Annotated in this window: 18 protein-coding genes; 2 read left to right on the top strand and 16 right to left on the bottom strand. The window is 58.4% G+C overall.

Annotated features, from left to right (window positions below; translation table 11 throughout):
• Window positions 1-9: 9 nt before the first annotated feature.
• The 10 genes from pufC to A6F69_RS04770 form a co-directional block, all read right to left on the bottom strand.
• Window positions 10-1,074: a photosynthetic reaction center cytochrome PufC gene (gene pufC / locus A6F69_RS04805; protein WP_211352820.1), complete on the bottom strand. Its 1,065-nt coding sequence runs from the start codon at window positions 1,072-1,074 to the stop codon at window positions 10-12.
• 5 nt (window positions 1,075-1,079) lie between these two features.
• On the bottom strand, window positions 1,080-2,060 hold the full coding sequence (gene pufM, locus A6F69_RS04800; RefSeq protein WP_067598071.1) for a photosynthetic reaction center subunit M: 981 nt from the start codon (window positions 2,058-2,060) through the stop codon (window positions 1,080-1,082).
• Between the two features lie 14 nt (window positions 2,061-2,074).
• Window positions 2,075-2,899, bottom strand: a complete 825-nt coding sequence (gene pufL, locus A6F69_RS04795) for a photosynthetic reaction center subunit L (RefSeq protein ID WP_067598068.1) — start codon at window positions 2,897-2,899, stop codon at window positions 2,075-2,077.
• 135 nt (window positions 2,900-3,034) lie between these two features.
• Window positions 3,035-3,199 (bottom strand): light-harvesting antenna LH1, alpha subunit, encoded by a 165-nt coding sequence (pufA, locus tag A6F69_RS12930; RefSeq protein WP_083984692.1) that lies wholly within the window; start codon window positions 3,197-3,199, stop codon window positions 3,035-3,037.
• A gap of 64 nt (window positions 3,200-3,263) precedes the next feature.
• Entirely contained in the window at window positions 3,264-3,413 is a 150-nt protein-coding gene (pufB, locus tag A6F69_RS12925; RefSeq protein WP_083984691.1) for a light-harvesting antenna LH1, beta subunit, read from the bottom strand.
• A gap of 120 nt (window positions 3,414-3,533) precedes the next feature.
• Window positions 3,534-4,979: a chlorophyllide a reductase subunit Z gene (gene bchZ / locus A6F69_RS04790; protein ID WP_067598064.1), complete on the bottom strand. Its 1,446-nt coding sequence runs from the start codon at window positions 4,977-4,979 to the stop codon at window positions 3,534-3,536.
• On the bottom strand, window positions 4,976-6,424 hold the full coding sequence (gene bchY, locus A6F69_RS04785; RefSeq protein WP_083984836.1) for a chlorophyllide a reductase subunit Y: 1,449 nt from the start codon (window positions 6,422-6,424) through the stop codon (window positions 4,976-4,978). The genes bchZ and bchY overlap by 4 nt, the downstream gene beginning before the upstream one ends.
• Window positions 6,425-6,511: 87 nt before the next feature.
• On the bottom strand, window positions 6,512-7,495 hold the full coding sequence (locus A6F69_RS04780) for a chlorophyllide a reductase iron protein subunit X (RefSeq protein ID WP_067598058.1): 984 nt from the start codon (window positions 7,493-7,495) through the stop codon (window positions 6,512-6,514).
• The gene (bchC, locus tag A6F69_RS04775; protein WP_067598055.1) at window positions 7,492-8,427 is read right to left on the bottom strand and encodes a chlorophyll synthesis pathway protein BchC; all 936 of its coding nucleotides are present in this window, start codon (window positions 8,425-8,427) and stop codon (window positions 7,492-7,494) included. The genes A6F69_RS04780 and bchC overlap by 4 nt, the downstream gene beginning before the upstream one ends.
• Before the next feature lie 117 nt (window positions 8,428-8,544).
• A complete protein-coding gene (locus A6F69_RS04770) occupies window positions 8,545-9,696 on the bottom strand; it encodes a methyltransferase (RefSeq protein ID WP_245638290.1) in 1,152 nt (383 codons plus the stop codon).
• Between the two features lie 71 nt (window positions 9,697-9,767).
• Here A6F69_RS04770 and crtD point away from each other — a divergent pair, with 71 nt between their 5' ends.
• Both crtD and A6F69_RS04760 read left to right on the top strand, forming a co-directional pair.
• Window positions 9,768-11,327 (top strand): 1-hydroxycarotenoid 3,4-desaturase CrtD, encoded by a 1,560-nt coding sequence (gene crtD / locus A6F69_RS04765; RefSeq protein ID WP_342669871.1) that lies wholly within the window; start codon window positions 9,768-9,770, stop codon window positions 11,325-11,327.
• Window positions 11,216-12,166: a hydroxyneurosporene dehydrogenase gene (locus tag A6F69_RS04760; RefSeq protein ID WP_342669877.1), complete on the top strand. Its 951-nt coding sequence runs from the start codon at window positions 11,216-11,218 to the stop codon at window positions 12,164-12,166. Before crtD ends, A6F69_RS04760 begins: the two co-directional genes overlap by 112 nt.
• Here the strand turns inward: A6F69_RS04760 and A6F69_RS13060 are convergent.
• From A6F69_RS13060 to A6F69_RS04735, 6 genes are all read right to left on the bottom strand, one after another.
• A complete protein-coding gene (locus tag A6F69_RS13060) occupies window positions 12,163-12,345 on the bottom strand; it encodes a hypothetical protein (RefSeq protein ID WP_144573733.1) in 183 nt (60 codons plus the stop codon). The genes A6F69_RS04760 and A6F69_RS13060 overlap by 4 nt on opposite strands.
• Window positions 12,345-13,241, bottom strand: a complete 897-nt coding sequence (gene bchO, locus A6F69_RS04755; protein ID WP_067598046.1) for an alpha/beta fold hydrolase BchO — start codon at window positions 13,239-13,241, stop codon at window positions 12,345-12,347. Before bchO ends, A6F69_RS13060 begins: the two co-directional genes overlap by 1 nt.
• Window positions 13,238-14,956: a magnesium chelatase subunit D gene (locus tag A6F69_RS04750; protein WP_067598044.1), complete on the bottom strand. Its 1,719-nt coding sequence runs from the start codon at window positions 14,954-14,956 to the stop codon at window positions 13,238-13,240. The genes bchO and A6F69_RS04750 overlap by 4 nt, the downstream gene beginning before the upstream one ends.
• A complete protein-coding gene (gene bchI / locus A6F69_RS04745) occupies window positions 14,953-15,954 on the bottom strand; it encodes a magnesium chelatase ATPase subunit I (RefSeq protein ID WP_067598041.1) in 1,002 nt (333 codons plus the stop codon). Before bchI ends, A6F69_RS04750 begins: the two co-directional genes overlap by 4 nt.
• Before the next feature lie 57 nt (window positions 15,955-16,011).
• Window positions 16,012-17,280, bottom strand: a complete 1,269-nt coding sequence (locus tag A6F69_RS04740) for a DUF3422 domain-containing protein (RefSeq protein ID WP_067602495.1) — start codon at window positions 17,278-17,280, stop codon at window positions 16,012-16,014.
• A gap of 94 nt (window positions 17,281-17,374) precedes the next feature.
• Entirely contained in the window at window positions 17,375-18,862 is a 1,488-nt protein-coding gene (locus A6F69_RS04735) for a sodium:solute symporter family transporter (RefSeq protein WP_067598038.1), read from the bottom strand.
• Window positions 18,863-18,907: the final 45 nt, after the last annotated feature.

Raw genomic sequence — 18,907 nt, 5'->3', positions numbered from 1 at the left:
ACCGGCCTGTCAGCTCGTAGCTTCTTCGCCGGCATCCTCCGCTTCTGGCTCCATTGCGATCACGTCACCAACCGGCGCGCTTAGCAGCGATGGATAATCCTTCGCCATCTGCGCACCTCCCATTGGCTTGTTCACGCCTTGGTGACATGTAGTGCAATTGACCTTGTAAGGATCTCCAGCATCACCCAACCGGTTATCAGGGAACACCGCAGTGATCGGCGTAATGTAACCGCTGTTGATGTCACCAACCATGCGAATGCCATGCCATGCAGTCGCGCGCTGCGCAGGACTGAGGTCCCAGGCACCGAAGCTTTGCGTGTTGTGGCAGAACGTGCAGTTGACCCCGAGCGAGTCAGACATATGCATCATCAGACTATAGGTATACTCGGTTTCCATCGTCGAAGTGGTGTTGGCATCGCTGGGATAAAGCCCTGTGGAGGCCACCCTGATTTTGTCCGCACTTTCCGGATCACCGAAATAACGGGCAACGGCATTCACCGGCAATGACGAATAAGCGGTTTCAGCCACCGGCTGATTCTGCCCGCGCCGCAACCGTTCAGTGAAACGCTGGTCTTCATTGTCGGGCATCGACCAGATCGCTTCAGGGATATTGTTGCCCCTGTGGCAGGTCCAGCATGTCACACCGGTGTCCGCAACGTGATCTTTCCAGTTGGCATTGATGTTCTGGTTCATCAGAATCATGCTGCGCGCGACCGTTTTGGTATAGACTTCATCAGAAGCCATGTTGGCCGGGTTGTGACAATAATTGCAGCCTGCTTCAGGTGAGACCCATTCGGTGATTGCCGCCATGATGTAGTTGAACTCGTCAACCGAGACATTCTGCAGCACCTGCACATTCTCATAGACCTCGCCAGCTGTCTGATCGCTGGACACAGTCAGCTCATATGGCGGCGCGGGTACATCCTGTTCCGCATTGGCCACTGAGGTAAGCGTGACATGATTCATGCCAGTGCCGCGATAGCCATTCTGCTCGGAAACCTTGGGCCCGATCTCGCAAGCAGCAAGCGCGAGTGGTGCGGCAGCACATGCAATCAGTTTGATTGAGCGTCTCATGCTATTCACTCCCCTGCACTTGCGGCTACAGCCGCTGGATCAATGGTTCCGGTATCCGGATAGGCCGGGGCAAAGCTGTGCTCCTGAGCCCAGAGGTACCAGTTGTCGACGACTGTGCCGGTCAGCAGGATGCCGATGCCGCCAGTCAGCGTTGTCAGCACTGCGAACCACCATGCCCAGCGGTGGATCGATTCCATCGTTGCGTTGAAACCCATGGTCCAGCGCCAGAACAGCGCCGCACGCTCGGATGCGGTGCCGCGGTCGGTGATCTGCTCGATCTCCCGCTCGCCGCCATAACGTCCGACCGCCAGGATCGTAGCCCCATGCATCGCGAAGAGCAGGGTCGATCCATATAGGAATGCAATCGATAGCGCGTGGAACGGGTTGTAAAACAGGTTCCCGTACCGGATCGAAAACGCTGCGGTCCAGTCAAGGTGAGAGAAAACGCCATAAGGAACCGCTTCGGCCCATGATCCCATGAACATCGGGCGGATAAAGCCCAGCACCAGGAACAGCCAGATCGCCGAAGCAAATGCCCAAGGGACGTGCATACCCATGCCCAGCTCTTTCGCGCGCAGGTAAGTCCTGAGCCACCAGAGGAGTACCGAGATGGTCAGGAATGCACCGGTCAGGATAAACCAGCCCCCTTCGGCCAGCGGCACAAATGGCGAGAAACCATATTGCGGGCCTGGCGGCTCCAGAGACAGCCAGAACAGCTGACGGACGAACTGGATCGGATCCCAGCCCACTGATGCAAACATGTTCATCCCGATAATCGCAAAAGCGAGCAATCCGAATGTCAGCGCACCGATGCCTGTCCAGCCAAGGTAGAAAGGGCCGATCTGCGCGTGGCCGATCATTCCCATCCAGCGGTTGATGAAAGTGTTGTTGAAACGCGGCTCGTGTTGCCCGTCAGGTAGCGGAACACCCAGTTCTGGCGGATGGTTCAATTGAACCTGAGTGAAGATGTTTTGATAGGTAGCCATATCTCAGTCTCCCCTCATGCCCAGATCGGCAGGTTAAGCCACCAGGTCCACCACTCGGGCCAACCTTTGGTCCACAACGGACCACTGATGACGATACAGACCGCGCTCCAGAAGCCGGCATTGAGCGCCAGCAGCAAACCGACGCGGTGGATGCCCAACGTTCCGACTGAATAGCCGATCAGATCGCGGAAAAAGGTGTCTTCATATTCGGGTGTTTTGACTTCACCGCCGCGTTCCGGATTGACAGCAGAGAGAACCAAAGCCCCGTGAAGCGCGAGAGCTAGCGTCGTCGTGAAGAAGAACGAGACGGCCAGCATATGCGCCGGATTGTAGTGGAAGTGGAGGTATTGATACCCGGTGTTGGAGACCCAGTCCAAATGACTGAATATCCCGTATGGGAAGCCAAAGTGCCATCCACCCATCAGTACAGGCCGGATTACAACCAGCGTGACGTATGCGAGGATCGCAAAACCGAAAGCAATTGGCACATGGTAACCCATGCCAAGCTTGCGGCAGATCTCCACCTCTCTAAGCGCCCATGAGACGAAAGAGATGATCGCACAGACCGTGATGACTTGCCAGAAGCCCCCCTCCTTGAGCGGGGCCAAGGACAGTCCATAACTCAAATCAGGTGGCGCAATGCTTATCAGCCACGGGTTCCAGGTTGGGCCCTGTGACGCAGCGTAGAAAATCAACGCTGTTCCCAAGGTTGCGAAGATCGCGGTAACGATTCCGAAGAATCCGACGTAGAAAGGCCCGACCCAGAAGTCGAACAAGTCTCCACCGATCAGCGTGCCCCCACGCACGCGATACTTCCGCTCAAAACTAAGGAGCGCCATAACCCATTCCTCCCCCGCCCAATCCGTGGCGGGATCCAAGATTGATATCTTCGACCTGTGAGGCGAGGCCGGCCGATTTTGCCGGCCGTCGCCCCTCGCACTGTCGAATGTTTATCCCTTCGCTGAGAGCCTCAGTTACTCGGCCAGCTCGATGGTTGCCCGCGCATTGGGGCCATCCATCCAGTTGTAAGTATCCGTGCTCAGCAGGATGAAGTGGATAGTGAACGCGAGCACAGCCAGATAGACGTGAAGGCCTACCAAAACTCTGCGCGGATCATATGTTAGCCAAGTTCTCCACATGGTCTAATTCCTTGTTTTATATTGAACTTTGCCACCTGGCGGCCGCCAAGCAGCGCCAGTCGGTTCAGATGCCGATCCACGGACGCCAGGTCCACACCAGAAGGTGTGCCACCACAGCGATCGCGGTGTGTGCACCAAACCAGAACATAAAGAGCTTGTGGAACTCCTTAGCTTCTTCTGGGGTGAGATATGTGCTCATTCCCACATCACTCATAGCCTATTCTCCCATTTGGGTTGTTGTGCGAGAGGCGACGTGCCTCCGTCGGTATCCAGACGAATTTCTTCGCCAGGATTGCTGGACCCGCATCTCTGCGGGCGATCTGTGTGAGCGCATTCATGCGCCATTTCCTTCGAGCAGGACGTCCGCCAGCCGATCAGCTGTGACGTGTGTTTCGCCGGCACGGCGCGCGGCCTGTTCGGCGGCGTCGCGCAATCGCTTGGCAGCCGATATCCGGATCAGCACAGGCTGCGCCTCAACCAGTTCGTCCAGCTTCGCCTTGGCGTCCTTGTCCCATTCAAGCTCTTCGTAATCGCGCGCCGGAGTGGCTTCACCGGCGTCCAAGTGTGTGGAGAGAGGCAGGATGTGGAACAGCGCATCAAACAGCGCATTGCACACCTCCTGCACCAGATAGGTGGCGCCCGCGTACCCCATAAAGGGTGTGCCGGTATGGCGACGGATAGCCGCCCCCGGGAAACTGGCCGGGATGTAAATGCCCCGCGAACCACATTCCGCCATATACATGCGCTCGTTATAGGATCCGAGCACCACCAGCGGCGGGTTTGCGTGAATGGATTGACGTACCGCGGCGTTATCAGGTTTTACGCCTGCCGAGCGGCCATACGCAAAGCTGCAGGGCAAGCCCATCTCGCCCTCCAGGAAATTCCGAATACCGCGCGCATATGTTTCGTTCGCGACAATTCCGAAATTCGCGGTGCCGAAGAAGTCTTGCGTGACCGAGCGCCACAAATCCCATAGCGGCTTGATCGTGGTGTGTTTCTCTCGCTCGATGAATGGTGCGGGATCGAGCCCCAGCTCATCACCGAGCGCTTCCAGGAAACGCGTGGTGCTGTCGAGACCAATCGGCGCCTGGAAATACGGTCGGTCGAGCAGTTCGCAGAGATTGCGGCCATACTCGCGATAAAGGCAGACATTGGCATCCGCCATGCCCAGTTTCTTGATGTCAGCCAAATGGCTTCCCAGTGGGAAGGCCATGTTTACTTCAGCGCCGATGCCTTCGATCAGGCGCCGCACTTCAGCAAGATCTGACGCCATGTTGAACATGCCGTAAGCCGGGCCGATGATGTTGACCTTGGGCTTTTCGCCTTCTTTGCGATCACGCCGCTTGGGCATCTTCTTGGGGCCAAACTCGGTCCACAACCAGCTAAGCGCACGATCCGCCGATTCCCACTGATCTTCGTCAATGGTCCGCGGCAGGAAGCGTTTGAGAGTTGTGCCTTCCGGCGTCACACCGCCGCCAATCATCTCGGCGATCGAGCCCGTTACCACCACAGAAGGCAGATCTGGATCGAGTGTTTCCCAAGCGCGCTTCATCGCACCTTCGGTCCCGGTCTTGCCCAGTTCTTCCTCGCCAAGACCAGTGACAACAATGGGCAATTCGTGCGGCGGCAGCCCGTCGGTGTAATGCAGCACGGAGGTGACCGGCAGGTTCTCGCACCCAACAGGACCGTCAATCACCACTTGCAATCCCTTGATTGCAGTAAAGACGTAGACTGCGCCCCAATACCCGCCTGCGCGATCATGATCGAGGATCAGCGTCATTTGCCCACCGCCTCACTCGCCTTGCGAGCGGCGATATTCTGGGCTGCAAACTTCTTCTTGAATAGCGGGCGGTCTTGCGGGGTGTCTTCCCAAACGCCCGCACTCATGTCCTTGCCGACACCCTCGAAGAACTCTGTCATCTTCGTGAAGCGATGCTTATTGCCAATCGCCGTATTGATGACTTGCGCCAGGCTACCCGCGCCCGCGACACCCATCAGCGGACGTGCGGAAATCAGGTTGGTGAAATACATTGCCGGCATACCATGCTGCTTGGCATGCTGAACCACCGGAGTTGTGCCGATGGCGAGATCCGGGCGATACTCGTCAACCGCGGCAATATCCTGTTCTAGGCTTGCCCGGTACTGCACCTTCACGCCTTTGGCTTCGAGCCACTCACGATCTGGCGCTGACCACGGCGTGCGCGGACAAGCTGTGCCCACATAGGGCACGTCGGCACCGCTTTCGATCAGCAAGCGTGCAACAAGCAGTTCAGAGCCTTCATAGCCCGAAACTGTCACGCGCCCTTTGATCGGAGCTGCTGCAAGGGCCGCTTCGATTGCTGGCAGCGCTGCGCTCTTCGCCGCATCGATCTGGTCTTGTGCCACGCCGCACGCAGCGCCAATCGCGTCCAGCCATGCGGCTGTGCCGTCGCGACCAACCGGTGCAGAGCCAACGATTGAGCGTCCAGCCGCTTCGAATTCGCGCACGCTGGCTGTGTAGAAGGGATGGATCGCAGCCACTGCTGCACAGTCGAGAGCAGCGTAGAGCTCACGCCATTCTCGCGTGGGCACAACCGGCCCGGTCGCAAGTCCCATCGGCGCAATCAGTTGCGCCAAGCCTACCGGATCGGCGGGAAACATTTCCCCGAGCAAGGTCACCGTTGGCCGGTCCGAGCGCTGTTTCGGAGCGGCGACAGGACCTTGCTCGGCCTCGCTGCGCGCATATTGCAGCATTGCGCCAGCGAGCACGTCCTTGGCCTCGGCATGGGTTGGAATGCCAAAACCAGGTACGTCGATCCCGATGATACGCACCCCGTTGATCGCCTTCGGCAAGAGCCGCAATGGCACCCCGCTGGCAGTTGGTACGCAGAGGTTCGTGACGACAATTGCGTCGTAATTCGCAGGATCGGCGAGGTCTTCGACCGCTTCCTTTATGTCTTCGAAAAGCTTGCCTGTAACCAGCGTTTCAGAGTTGAATGGCACGTAACCGACCGTGCGGCGCGCACCGTAGAAATGCGAAGTGAAGGTCAAACCGTAAACGCAACAGGCAGAGCCTGACAGCACCGTGGCCGTGCGCTGCATCCTGAGCCCAACACGCAGTGAGCCAAATGCCGGACACATCGATTGAGGCTGATCATGCGGGCCACGTGCGGGGTCAATCGGATAGTCAGCGGCGTATCGATCAAGAACCTCACTATTGCCCGCCTTGCGGGCCGCTTCGCGCATTGTCTCCTTGCTCGAGCACGCGCCTTCGGTTGCTCCGATCTCGAGCTGATCGCGTCTCCGCGTCGAGGCGTTTAGATCACTCAAGCATCATACCTCATCGTAAATCACTTCAAGGCTGGGCTTGGGTTCATATGTGCCGCCGCGCATATCGGCCTGGGTCGCCGGAACGAGTTCAATGTCGCCTCCGGTGTCTTCGGGGGAGAAGAGGCCAAGCAGCCCGTCCTGGTCTAAGGGAGCAGGTTGGCGCGGCGGCGCCTTGGCGACATTCGTGGCGAGCTGTTCGAATAGCCCTCCCCACTCGCCGCCTGGCTTTCCGATGATCTGGTAATTTGCCGACTTCCGGCGAATGTCTTCATCCGCGGGAATTGCAGTGAGGACCGGAATGTCGACAGCCTTTGCAAACGCTGCCGCTTCGCCGGTGCCGTCATCCTTGTTCACGATCATACCGGCGACGCCGACATTGCCGCCCATTTTGCGGAAGTATTCGACCGCGTGGCAGACATTGTTGGCGACATAGAGCGATTGCAGATCGTTCGAGCCGACAACGATCACCTTCTGACACATGTCGCGCGCAATCGGCAGACCGAACCCGCCGCACACGACATCGCCCAGGAAGTCGAGCAGGACATAGTCAAAGCCCCATTCGTGGAAGCCGAGTTTTTCCAGCAGTTCAAAACCGTGGATGATGCCGCGCCCACCGCATCCGCGGCCAACCTCTGGCCCGCCCAGCTCCATCGCGAACACACCGTCACGCTGGAAGCAGACATCTTCGATCGTGACCTCTTCACCGGCGAGTTTCTTTTTCGAGGAAGTCTCAATGATTGTCGGACAACTCTTGCCGCCGAACAGCAGACTGGTCGTATCCGACTTGGGATCACAACCGATCAGCAGCACACGCTTGCCCTGCTGCGCCATCATGTAGCTGAGGTTAGACAAGGCGAAGCTCTTGCCAGAACCGCCTTTACCATAAATCGCGATGACCTGCGTTTCGCTGGTCACCTCGCCTGTGTGAACGGGGTCCGGCTCTTGCGCCGCCTCGTCCCTTAAGGCTTGAGTATCAAGCATCGTCATTCGTAACTGCTCCAGTCCAACACCATCTTGAGACAGTCGATTTCCGTGAATGCGGCGGGGTATGCCTTTTCGGCTTCGCTCGCCGGGCGAATGTCAGTGATCAGCCCGTCAAGGCTCACTGCTCCGGTCTCGATCAGCGCTTGAGTCGAGGCCAGGTCTTCAGGGCTCCATTCGGCTGCAACGCGCAGCCGCGCTTCGGCTTGGAAGGCCGGAGGGAAGCCGAAACTCAGCCGGTCCGAATAGAAACCGGCAAGTACAATCTCGCCGCGTTTAGCCAGCCGGCCGATCAGATTGTCGAGGCCATGCGCGTAGCCGCTAACATCGAAGATTGTTTGGTAATCGTGGCGATCATCATCCTTAGGCGCGATGCAATCGTAGCCTTCCGCGCCTTTGCGTCGCTCTTCCTTGTTGTCCCAGACAACTGGCGCGGGCGCACCTGATGCGATCGTCATCCGAGCAAGCAGTCTACCCAGGACGCCATGACCAACGATAAGCTCAGGTGGCTCGCCACCTGCCAGTGCATGTAGCGCCGTTGCCGCCAGCGCGATCAGCACACCCTTCTCTGCAAGTTCTTCCGAGATAGTGAGCGCACGCGCGGAAGGAACAATCAGCTTCTGGGAGGTCCCGCCAAACAGACCCCGCGCCTCTGCATAACAATTCGCGCCGGGTACAAAGACCCATTCTCCAATGCGTGATTGTGCGTCAGGCCCGGCATCGACGATCCGCCCGACCGATTCATATCCCGGCACCAACGGATAACCCATCCCCGGGAAACGCGGCATCTCGCCAGTCCAGAGGAGCTTTTCCGTACCCGTACTAATCCCGCTCCACGCGGTTTCGACGATGACATCACTGCTTGAAGGTGGATTCAGCGCGAGCGACCTCAGCGACAGCCGCTTGGGTGCGTCGAGTATGACCGCCAGTGCATCCATTCCCGGGTAATCCCCCTGGTGGATCCGCGACCAACCCCTTTGCGCGAATGTTAAATTCTCCAAGTGTCATCATAGCCTGACACTTTAATCTGTCAATGATTTGAGACAAATAAACTGTCAGGCAAAAGCGACAATCACGCTTGTGACCATTGGCTGGGCAGTCGAAAGCTGTTTGATGCGAGAAAATCCCGCCGATTCAACTATCTTCGAGATTTCTTCTGCCGAACGCGGGCGTCCTGAACGCATCGCCCACAAGTACCAACCGAAATATGTTTCCCCCATTGCCTTTGCTGCAGTTGTGTCAGCCAATGGCTCCGCGATCAGGATTCTCCCGCCCTTGGGCAAGGCACGCCGTGCCGAGTCGAGCAAGGCTTGCGCAGGAGTATCATCGTGATCGTGCAAGATGCGAACGAACGAGATGCAGTCGTAGCCAAATGGCAATGCATCCTTGAAGAAGTCCCCACTATGCAAGGCGATTGAACACGTGCTGTCATCGCGCCCAAGCCTTGCACGCGCGCCGTCAACAACGCCGGGCAGGTCAAAAATACCAAGCTTCAGATTCGGACGGGCGCGCGCAACTGCGGATGCAAACGCTCCGTGCCCGCCGCCAACATCAAGCATCGAAGACACGCCGCGAAAATCGAACGCTCCAAGCACTTCATCCGCGACCATGGCCTGAGATGTCGCCATTAGCTGCGAGTATGGAGAAACACTCTCCTCGCTCTCTTCAGACACCTGATCGCGCGCGGCGTAACGCCAGAATTCTGAAAGCTCGGTCGGGCTCTGGCGATTGTCGCGCAGCAAGGCCAATGGATCCGCCAGATCACGATAAAGCAGTTTATGGTGCCGGATCATCGCCTTGGCACCTTCCTGCGGCTGGAGCGATGCGCCACGCTCTCCCAGCATCCAGACGCCTGGCGCCACTTCCTCTGTGAGCTGGATTGCAGAGGCGGACTTGAGCAATCGCGCGGCGGCTTCCTCGCTCAATCCTGCCACTTCCGCAGCGTCAGCCACGCGACAAGCGCCCGCGGAAAGCCTTTCCAAAAGGCCGCTTTCTACAAATGCCAGCAGAGTCTGTGTGTAGGTGAAACCAGCGACGAGATCGAACAACTCGCCAGCTTTGCGGCGGGCAAAGGGCCGCATCAATCGATTGCGCGCAGCCCAGGTTTGAAAGCGTGGTGAAGACAGGATCCGATTGCGCCAAGCAACCCACCGCATCCGCCAAGTCAGCGGCTGCTGGACAGTTTGTGTGACATCGGACGACTCCATATGTCCAATTGATTGGACATCTGTTATGTAAAGGTCAAATAACATTTGGGATGTGTGGATTGTCTTCAGGCGTGGTTATCATTGGAGCGGGGATTGGCGGGCTTGCAAGCGCTGCCTTGCTCGCCGCACGCGGCTACCCTGTAACCGTCATTGAGAAAGAGGCATGGGCTGGCGGGAAAGCACGCTCCGTTCATGTCCAAGGTAGCCGAATTGACGGTGGCCCGACCGTGTTCACTCTGCGTGACGTGTTTGATGGAATCTTTCGCAGCTGCGGCGCGGAGTTGGATAGTTTCGTGACGATGCGGCGCGCGCAGGTACTGGCGCGGCATGCATGGGACGACAAAGCCACTCTGGATCTGCATGCGGACCCGGCGCGCAGCGAAGAAGCGATCAGGGAATTTGCCGGCACAGCAAGCGCTGAGGGGTATCGCAAGTTCCGCGAGGAATCGCGCAGAATCTACAACTCCCTGAATGACACCATGATGCGTGCACCAAAACCCGCAACACCATTCAGCCTGATATGGCGGATGGGACTGTCCAATATTGGCGATTTCGCGGGCAAACATCCTTATGTTAGCCTTTGGAAAGCGCTGGGCGATTTCTTTCCAGACCAACGGCTGCGCCAACTTTTTGCCCGCTATTCGACCTATTGCGGCTCTTCACCGTTCGATGCACCCGCAACGCTGATGCTTGTCGCGCATGTTGAGGCGATGGGGGTGTGGCTGATCGATGGCGGGATTGCCGCGCTCGCCGATGCGCTCAAGCGACTTGGCGAAGCAAATGGGGCGCAATATCGCTTTGGTCAGAGTATCGAGCAGATAGAAACTGCGGGAGGGAAGGCCTCAGGCGTGGTGCTTTCGGAGGGTGAGCGCATCGCCGCTGATGCGGTCATTTGCAATGCCGATCCCTCCGCCATCGGGAACGGATTCTTCGGCGCTCAGGCATCCAAAGCTGTATCCGCAACCACACCCGCGAACCGTTCGCTTTCCGCTTTCGTATGGTACGCAAATGCCAGGACATCGGGTTTCCCGCTGCAGCGGCACAATGTGTTCTTCTCTTCCGATTATATTCGTGAATTCAGAGATATAGCCAGCGGTGATCCACCCGCAGACCCGACCGTATATGTCTGCGCACAAGACCGCGACGCACTGGCCGAGCCTGGACGCGCATCGCCGCCAGAAGACCGCGAAAGACTGCAAATCATCGTCAATGCACCTGCCAATGGCGACACCCATACATACAGCGCTGAGGAGATTGATCGATGCACTCTGGCAATGAGGGCAAGCCTAAGCCGATGCGGGTTGGATCTGGAGGATCCGCTTCCGCATCAACTGGCGACGCCGAGCGAGTTCGAGAGGCTTTGGCCCTCGACCGGCGGAGCGCTTTATGGACGGGCCACGCGCGGTTGGGCGGCATCCTTCCTAAGGCAGGGCAGCAAAACGAAGATCCCTGGGCTGTATTGCGCGGGCGGCAGTACCCATCCGGGGGCGGGCGTACCGATGGCGGCCTTGTCAGGGCAATTGGCCGCAAACACAGTGATGCAAGACCTCGCTTCGACGAGGAAATTGCACTCGGTGGTTATGGCTGGTGGTACGTCGACGCGCTCAGCGCAGACGGGCGACATGGCCTGACCATCATTGCCTTTATCGGCAGCGTCTTCTCGCCCTATTACAAGCGCTCGGGTCGCGGTGATCCGGAAAATCACAGCTCGATCAATGTTGCGCTCTATGGTCCGAAGGCACGCTGGACGATGACCGAACGGCCAAGCGGTTCGGTAGCGCGGGATGAAGCCAATCTGCAGATCGGGCCAAGCCATTTGCGCTGGGCGGGCGATCATCTGGAAATCGGAATTGTCGAAAGAGACAAGCGCCTGTTCAATCCCTTCCGCAGACGAGTGCGCGGCACAGTGCGGGTCTATCCCGAGATTGCCAACCCCACCGCCTTCGCACTGGATCCCGGGCAAAGTCACATCTGGCATTGCTTGTCCCCGCGCGCCCGGGTCGAAGTAGAGATGAGCGAGCCTGACATCGTCTGGTCAGGCGAAGCCTACCTCGACTCCAATTTCGGCAGCGAGTCTCTGGAAGAAGGGTTTCGAGTTTGGCACTGGTCGCGCGCGCATATCGGGCAAGATGCCATCGTTTGCTACGAAGGTATCCGCCGTGACGGCAGCGGCTTTGCCAGCGCGATCCGGTTTGGTGAAAACGGCTCCACCGACCAAGTCGAGCTTCCCATGGTCGCCCCCTTGCCCAACAGTTTGTGGCAAATCACCCGGCGAACGCGGTCTGACAACGGCCATGCCAAAGTCCTGACGACATGGGAGGATACGCCGTTCTACGCGCGATCAACGCTCGCCTCTCGGATCAACGGAGAAGACGTAATTGCGGTGCAGGAAAGCCTGGATATGGACCGGTTCGCCTCGGGTCTTGTTCAGTTCATGCTGCCCTATCGCATGCCGCGCGCCAAGCGCTAGTCCTCCCGGTCTGACATCTCTGTCGCTTCGCGCGCCTCACGTTCGGCGCGGTCTTTCTTAAGCTCGCGGTCCATCTTCCAATATTGATGCACGCAAAACCCGATCACCAGAAAGAAGGTCATCCCGATCTCAATCAATCCCAAATTCGGGACGACCCAGGCTCTCCACTGCTCCCACATTATGTGCTGGCTCCCTGCACCTGTTCACTAACGAAGTCCGCAATCGCTTGCGCCGCTCTCTCCGGCGCCTCCTCATGCGCAAGATGGCCAAGATCATCCCATACGTCCAATCGCGCATTGGGAAGCCTCGCCGCTGCGCCTTCAACCGACCCCAGCGGAACAGCAAGATCGCCGCGCGAATGAATCAGTTGAACGGGGTTCGCTATCTGGTCCAGATTCTTGGAAAAGGTCTCAAGATCCCAATGCGCCATCATTGCCAGAGCGCCGCGCGTATGGTGCGAATTAGCAAACAGCGCGGTATAGCATCTGAGCGACACGGGATCGGTCCGCGATCCCGTGGAACGTTCAAGAAAGCGCTCGGGATCCCCGGCAAACCTTGACAGACCAGAGAATATCTTTGGCACAAAGGGATTAAGTAACAGCAGCTTGGCCAACCCCGGAAAGACTTGTGCCGCGGCACCGGGAAACGGTGTCAAAGCCGGGTTGAACCCGATTATCGGCGCAGTCTCCGCAACAACGCCTGTGCGAGCCATCTCCAGCGCGATAGCAGCGCCGGCCGAATGTCCGGCGATCGCTGCAGGCCTGATTTTGAGTGCATCAAGCAATGCTGCGAGTGCCCGCACCATTCCGGGCATGGCCGTACGACGGCTGACCGGTTCCCCTCCTGTGAATGCATGCAGTGGCAGGTCTGGTGCGATCACAGCGAAGCGCCTTGCCAACGACGGCATGACGCCATGCCAGCTGTGCGTGGAAGCGCCGGTACCATGTAGCAGAAGGATAACGGGCCTTTCGCCCATCTGCTGGTAGTGGAAGTTGAGCCCGTCTGCTTCAATAAATCGGCTGTGCTGACGGTTCGGCCAGCTTCTTCCATCACGCTCCCAGTCGAGAGAGCTCATCGCACAAGCTGCGGTTCGGGCTGCGCTGCGCTGACAGCACGTTCAAGCGCGGCAGCATCCGCCATCGGCAACGGCAAATACCGCGCATCCATCGCCTGGGCGATCTCGCCTGCATCGGGGCGCGGTCGAGGCGAGATGTCTATCACAATCCCGTCCACCCCGCGCGAGCGTAAAGCCCTTGCGGCAGACAAGGCATCTTCCTTCGCCTGAGCTCGCCCCGGTGAGCCGTCAGCTGCGATATTCGCGCTACCATCGGTCAAAACCACCAGGAACGGCGTACGTCCGCGCGATGCGGCCGCTTCGGCAACCTGCAAACCCGTTTGCAAACCAGAGGCGAGCGGCGTGCCCCCTCCACCAGGCAATTCAGACAGCGCCCGCCGCGCCCGCGTTAGCGATCGTGTCGGTGGCAAGAGAAGCTCTGCCCCCTCCCCTCGAAACGCCACCAGCGCGACTTCGCTGCGACTGACATAGGCTTGTGCCAAAATACGCTCGACTGCGCCTTTTGCTTCGGCAAGCCGAGCCACAGCAGCTGAGCCAGAGGCATCGACGCAGAAGATCGTGACGGTCCCGGCGCGCTCTTCGAAGCGGCGAATCCGCAGATCATCCTTATCGACATAGAGCGCTGTCGAAGTGCTTGCTCCGCGCTCGCGACGGCGCAGGGGTTGCCATGGCGCTGCGACGCGCAGGCTGTCGATCAAGGCAAGCCGCGCACCGCCTCTGGGTGTACCCGGTCGTGCGCTAAGCGGCTTGCCGCGTAACGTCGAATGACTTCGTTTACCGCCGCCCGAGCCGCTCGAATTGCGCCGTGTACGTCCCCCGGCAATTTGTGCGAGGACATCGGGCGGGATCGCGGCAAGCGCGGCCTCAATGAGCATTTCATCTGGCGGAAGCTCGCCTTGGCTATGGCGTTCGCCCTCACCCGGATCATCGGATTGTTCCGGCGGCGGAGGTGACGCTTCTTCTTCATCGCTCAGAGATTGCGGTATTTGTGTTGCGCGTGGGGCGAGCACCAGCCGGACAGCAACGGTCAGATCTTCCTGTTCAACCTGACTGCGTCCATTCAGCGCTGCGTGCGCACGGGCGCACGCGTGTGCAAATAACAGCGGGCGTACCGAATCTACGCCCAACGCTGCCGAAACATTTGCCAACGCCGCCATCTGCTCGCCCGACACTTCGCCAACTGCATTCAATGCCCGCGGACGCCCGTGGCTCGTGGTGTCAGATTCAAGCGATGATACTCGCGTCAGATCGCAAATAAAGGCCATCCGATCTGACAGTCCCGCTGCAGGGCCTTCGTCAACTTCGATCCCGTCATCGAGCAGGAGGGTAGCAAAGCTGCGCTCATCCATCGCTTGTGCCAATTGCCCAGCGATGGCATCGCGAAGTCTTTCTGCCATGGAGACTATCAGAAAACCGCCTGCGACATCGTGCAACAGCCCACCCCGATGAACCGCGCGGCCTTGAGCCAGGCTCGCAGCGATATCGACACCGCCAAGCAAACCCTCTTGATCAGCATTCGCCGGCAACCGGCGCCATGGGGACTTCTCACTTACCCATTCGCGCAGTTTGGCGAGCACAAGATCGCGGGCCGGTCCACCGCCCCTAAGACTCATTCCGCCAAGTGCTTCGGGAGCGAAGGCAAGCAACCTTGCCGCGAGCAATGCATCGGCCAAAGGGTCGATTTCGTGATTTGGCGCAGTTGCGCCCGGGCTCATCCGAACAGCTCTTGTACCGCGCGTTCGATCCGCACGGTCGAGCCGGTTTCATCAAGCACATCGCGCCGCAAACGATGCCGCAAAGCCATCGGTGCGACGCTAAGCATGTGCTCGCGTTTGATTTTGCGCGAATTGGAAAGCGCGGCATAGGCCCGCGTGGCTCGCATCAAGGTCAGTTCTCCGCGCAGGCCATCCACGCCAACCGCCGTGCATAGCTCGGCCATGTCCGCCATAACTTCATCAGGCACGTCCATGGATTGAACACGCTTTTGCCCGCGCGCAATTTGTTTGAGGATCTTCTCGTCCTCTGCCTGCCATTCCGCAGCAAAACCCTCTGGATCACGCTCTTGCGCACCGCAGCGCCGCATGATCTCCACGCGCTCGCTCACTTCAGTGGGTGTGCGCACTTCAACCGAAAGCCCGAACCGGTCCAGCAATTGCGGGCGAAGTTCACCCTCTTCGGGGTTCCCGCTGCCGATCAGCACGAATTTGGCACGGTGGCGGATCGAGAGGCCTTCACGTTCAACCACGTTTTCGCCTGAAGCGGCCACATCAAGCAACAAGTCCACCAGATGATCTTCAAGCAGATTGATCTCGTCGATGTACAGAAACCCGCGATGCGCCTTGGCCAGCAATCCGGGTTCAAACGCTTTCTCGCCTTGGCGCAGCGCCTTTTCCAGATCAAGCGAACCGACAACGCGGTCTTCCGTCGCGCCTAATGGCAAATCGACGAACGGGATAGGATGCTTGACCTTGCGCTTTGAGGTGCAGGGATCAGGGCAGGTGCCCAACTGTTCCGGCGTGCAATGATAGCGGCATCCCTCAACCATGATCATCGGCGGAAGCAAGGATGCAAGCGCGCGGCTAGCGGTCGATTTGCCGGTCCCGCGATCTCCGAAAACCATGACCCCGCCGATCGTTGGATCAACCGAAGCGATCAGCAGCGCCAGCTTCATCTCGTCTTGCCCGACGATCGCAGAGAATGGAAAACGCGCCATGTGTCCAATAGTCTGGACAAGTTAAAGCGTCAGGACAAGTTTTAGTTTTCCCGTCGGCTACTTACTTTCATTGAACAGCCTGCGTTTTAGAACCCGCATCCCGATCCAGATTGTGCCGACCACGGGAATGACAAGAGCAGCCAGTACCCATTCCTTGCTCAGCCCGTATTGAGAAAGCGGCAATGCGCTGATCAGATACCCGATCAATCCGATCAGGTAATAGCTGAGGGCCACGACCGAGAAGCCTTCGACCAGCTGCTGCAACCGAACCTGCATGCTGGTGCTTTGTTCCATTGACCGCAACAGCTTCGCGTTCTGGTTCTCGATCCGTGTCTCGATCCGCGCGCGCAAAAGCGATGCCAACTGCGCTGCGCGCAAGGCCAGCTGCCGCACCCGCGCCGTGGTCGCTTCACAGGTGTTCATCGCAGGAAAGAACCGCCGCTGAGTGAAGTCAGTCAAAGAGGAATAGCCCGGGATGTGGCGCGAATCTATCTGGACGAGTCTATCCTTGACCAGCTGTGCGTAAGCCTTGGTCGCGTCCATTCGGAAAGATATGGAAGTCTCGATTGCCGCCAGTTCCAGCGACAGCTTGGACAGCGTATCGGTAAGGCGGTCATCGCTCTCGTCCTGATTGTCAATGCGTGCCGCAAGATCTCGCAGGCGGTCTTCGGCCTCATCCAGCTTTGGCCAGCATTCCCGTGCTACCGGTAAGCCGAGCAAGGCACGGTTGCGATAATTGCCAAGTTCCTGAACCCGCTGCACCTGCCGGGTAATCTCTGCTGGTTCCGCTCCGTTGGCGGCAATCAACAGCCGCCCGAAGCCATCGCCCTTCAAGCGAAAATCGGACCACATGCGAATATTGCGCCCCAAGTGGCAAGAAACCAGTTCGGCCCGCACCAGGTTCAGGCTTGGCAGCACATCTTCGATCTGCGCGTCATTCTCCGCAACCCAGATTCGCGTGCTTCGCACGATCTGCCCGGGTAGGCCCTGTGCCCATTCGAGCGCTGCCTTCAGATCGGCGCTATTCTCTGGCTCCAAGAATGCATCGGGGCCCATATCGCGCGCAAACAGAGTCAGGGATGTGCCTTCGCTGTGCTTTTCCCACACGAACTTGATGTCATCGGTCAGATTACCCGCGCGAAAGGCCGGATTCGCGAGGATATCACCCGGAAGAGCTCGCTCCTCGATAGCTGCGAGTTCCTCTTCCCGCTCTGTATCATCGACAATCAAAACCCATTGGACGATCACACACGGGACGGGCAGCTCTGGCCAGCGACGCAAATGCATCTCGCCAACGGCCTGTTTTCGCAGAGGATGATCACGCATGGACTGCCCCGATTGCCGCCGCGTAACTGCAGCGATTGCAACTTTCCAACCCATGGAAGGGCGTGGGAGTTCCCGCACCCCGATGTCTGATACCCTATGTGTGGGCTGCCTTCCATACCGGACGGGCGATTTGACCAAAGGCAATCCGGTTAACCAGCAGCGAGACGATGATCGAACTGAACAGCACAAACACCATCACATCGATGTAGTGCAGCCAGTCTAGGCCGAGGTAGCGATAGAAGGTTGTGCCGCCCCATATCCCCTGCTCAGTGTAAAGGTAAAACGTGTGCAGGGCATAGATCGCAACGCCATAAATCAGGCCTGAAACAGCTGCGCGCGCATCCATGTTCCGGAACAGCAGTGCAGCCGCGAATGCGGACAGGATCGGCATCGAAAGAAGGCCGTTTAACTGCTGTAGAAGGTCGATAATGCTCTCCGCATTCGCGTAAATCGGGACAAGCGCGATAGAAATGATCATCGCTCCAATCCCGACCTTGCGATTGAGGCTTACCACATTGACTTCAGGGTTGATGAACTTGCGGTGGAAGTCGACTGACCACAGCGTGATCGTGGCGTTCATGACAGCCGAATAGGTCGTCAATACCGCCGCCGCGATCATTGCTGCGAAGAGCCCGCTGGTCCAGCTGGGCAAGACTTCGCCCACCAGCATGCCATAGGCCTCGTCACCCACACCGCCGAACAATTTGAAGGCAACCACGCCGGGCACGACGACGATTGGCGGAACGATCAGAACGCGAATTATCGCCGCTGCGATGATCCCTTTTTGCGCCTCTTTTACATTTGGAGCGGCCAGCGCCTTTTGCGTGATGTTCTGATTTGTCGACCAATAGAAGATCTGGATGAACAGCATGCCGGTAAAGAGCGTGTGGAACGGAATCTGGGAATCATTGTCTCCGACCATCGAAAGACGCTCGGCCGGTATGCCAGAGAAGTCGAAATTGATTGCCTGAAGCGCGAGGAACACCACTACCAGCGCCAGACCCAGAATGCCGATTCCGCTATAGGTGTCGAGCACGGCCACCGCGCGCAATCCGCCCAGAATAGCGTAAGAGGCGCCCACAACCGCGAAGACTGCTGCAATCACCAGCAAGGGTAGGTCTGTACCGAAGACGGTCTGCGTGAACAGCGATCCGCTATAGATCACAGCCGGCAGATATATCAGGATATTGCCGGCAAGAAACAGGCCGGAAATGACCGTGCGAATGCTCGCACCGTCATAGCGTTTTTCCAACAGTTCGGTCACCGTCGTGCAGTTGTTGCGATAATAGATCGGCACGAAAACAAAGGCGAGCATCAGCAAACCGACAAAGCCCGCCAGCTCCCACCAGGCAACAAGCAGCATTTGCGCGCCGTTCATGCCAACCAGTTGATCGGTCGACAAATTAGTCAGCGTGATTGCGCCAGCGACGAAGAACCAGCTGAGCCCCCCGCCAGCGAGGAAAATCTCTTTGTCCGCCGAGGCATGACTTGCCGCACGCGCCGCAGCAACCTTGCGCCAGGTCATACCCGCCAGAACCGCCATCAAAATCAGGAAAACCGCGACCTGCACCGGGTTGGCCATTGATTTTTCTCCCCTTCCCTCGTTTCGCGCGATAGCGGCGTCTAA

The sequence above is a fragment of the Altererythrobacter ishigakiensis genome (assembly GCF_001663155.1).
GTDB classification, from domain to species: Bacteria; Pseudomonadota; Alphaproteobacteria; order Sphingomonadales; family Sphingomonadaceae; genus Erythrobacter; species Erythrobacter ishigakiensis.
Note: the sequence above shows the minus strand (reverse complement) of the source record. Positions and strands in the feature narration are given on the sequence as shown.

Bases quoted from the DNA above. Each gene is read 5' to 3' on its own strand.
- bchY (WP_083984836.1), bottom strand. From the start codon at position 6,424: ATGCGCGAAGCGGCCCGCAAGGCGGGCAATAGTGAGGTTCTTGATCGA.
- pufL (WP_067598068.1), bottom strand. From the start codon at position 2,899: ATGGCGCTCCTTAGTTTTGAGCGGAAGTATCGCGTGCGTGGGGGCACG.
- A6F69_RS04750 (WP_067598044.1), bottom strand. From the start codon at position 14,956: ATGAGCCCGGGCGCAACTGCGCCAAATCACGAAATCGACCCTTTGGCC.
- pufC (WP_211352820.1), bottom strand. From the start codon at position 1,074: ATGAGACGCTCAATCAAACTGATTGCATGTGCTGCCGCACCACTCGCG.
- bchO (WP_067598046.1), bottom strand. From the start codon at position 13,241: ATGAGCTCTCTCGACTGGGAGCGTGATGGAAGAAGCTGGCCGAACCGT.
- bchI (WP_067598041.1), bottom strand. From the start codon at position 15,954: ATGGCGCGTTTTCCATTCTCTGCGATCGTCGGGCAAGACGAGATGAAG.
- bchC (WP_067598055.1), bottom strand. From the start codon at position 8,427: ATGGATGCACTGGCGGTCATACTCGACGCACCCAAGCGGCTGTCGCTG.
- A6F69_RS04740 (WP_067602495.1), bottom strand. From the start codon at position 17,280: ATGCGTGATCATCCTCTGCGAAAACAGGCCGTTGGCGAGATGCATTTG.
- A6F69_RS04770 (WP_245638290.1), bottom strand. From the start codon at position 9,696: ATGGAGTCGTCCGATGTCACACAAACTGTCCAGCAGCCGCTGACTTGG.
- pufM (WP_067598071.1), bottom strand. From the start codon at position 2,060: ATGGCTACCTATCAAAACATCTTCACTCAGGTTCAATTGAACCATCCG.
- A6F69_RS04735 (WP_067598038.1), bottom strand. From the start codon at position 18,862: ATGGCCAACCCGGTGCAGGTCGCGGTTTTCCTGATTTTGATGGCGGTT.
- A6F69_RS04780 (WP_067598058.1), bottom strand. From the start codon at position 7,495: ATGACGATGCTTGATACTCAAGCCTTAAGGGACGAGGCGGCGCAAGAG.
- pufB (WP_083984691.1), bottom strand. From the start codon at position 3,413: ATGAGTGATGTGGGAATGAGCACATATCTCACCCCAGAAGAAGCTAAG.
- bchZ (WP_067598064.1), bottom strand. From the start codon at position 4,979: ATGACGCTGATCCTCGATCATGATCGCGCAGGCGGGTATTGGGGCGCA.
- pufA (WP_083984692.1), bottom strand. From the start codon at position 3,199: ATGTGGAGAACTTGGCTAACATATGATCCGCGCAGAGTTTTGGTAGGC.
- A6F69_RS13060 (WP_144573733.1), bottom strand. From the start codon at position 12,345: ATGTGGGAGCAGTGGAGAGCCTGGGTCGTCCCGAATTTGGGATTGATT.